Annotated in this window: 1 protein-coding gene and 1 pseudogene; one reads left to right on the plus strand and one right to left on the minus strand. The window is 65.6% G+C overall.

Annotation, left to right across the window (positions count from 1 at the left end; genetic code table 11):
• The coding region (lexA, locus tag A3764_RS18505; protein ID WP_067951916.1) for a transcriptional repressor LexA at nt 1-382 on the plus strand (382 nt) is incomplete at its 5' end.
• 28 nt (nt 383-410) lie between these two features.
• Here lexA and A3764_RS25340 read toward each other — a convergent pair.
• Nucleotides 411-752, minus strand: a pseudogene (locus A3764_RS25340) (ComEC/Rec2 family competence protein); the annotation flags it as partial.

Consider the following 752-nt stretch of genomic DNA (forward strand, 5'->3'; position numbering starts at 1 on the left):
TTTCGAACTGCCGGTCATGGGCCGTATCGCCGCCGGTGTGCCGATCGAGGCGATCAACCAGATGTCACATTCCATTTCCGTTCCCGGCGGCATGATCAGCGGTTCGGGCGATCACTATGCGCTCGAAGTGCGCGGGGATTCGATGATCGAGGCGGGGATCAACGACGGGGATGTCGTGGTGATCCGCGAAACGTCCACGGCGGACAACGGCGATATCGTCGTCGCATTGGTCGAGGATCACGAAGCGACGCTGAAGCGGTTCCGTCGACAGGGCAGTTCCATCGCGCTGGAAGCGGCGAACCCGGCGTTCGAAACCCGCGTGCTGCCTGCCGAACAGGTGAAGGTTCAGGGCCGGCTGGTGGGACTGATCCGCACTTATTGAATGGGCGACGGTGGACGGGGATGCTTTGTCATTCCGGCCAGCGACTCCAGAGCCGGTCACCCGCCCGGTCCCGCGCCGTGACGATGCGCAGGTCATTTCCACGATCATAGAGCGCCACGGCCCCCGTCCGGCGCAGGGACGGCGGATCGAAGATCAGGCAGCCTTCGGCCCGCGGTGCCGTGAATGCGGCGGATGCCACGATCACCATGGGCGCATCACAGGGGCCGAACCGCGCCACCGCGCGCTTCCCGGCCAGGGGCACGACCGGCAAGCCTGCGATAGCCAGCGACCCGTTCCACCGTGCTGCGGCCTCTTCCTGCGTGGCACCGTCGCCGTCGTTTTCCAACCAGTTGCCCGCAACGAAACCAGC

This window comes from Sulfitobacter sp. HI0129 (assembly GCF_001635395.1).
In the GTDB taxonomy this organism is placed as follows: Bacteria; Pseudomonadota; Alphaproteobacteria; order Rhodobacterales; family Rhodobacteraceae; genus Sulfitobacter.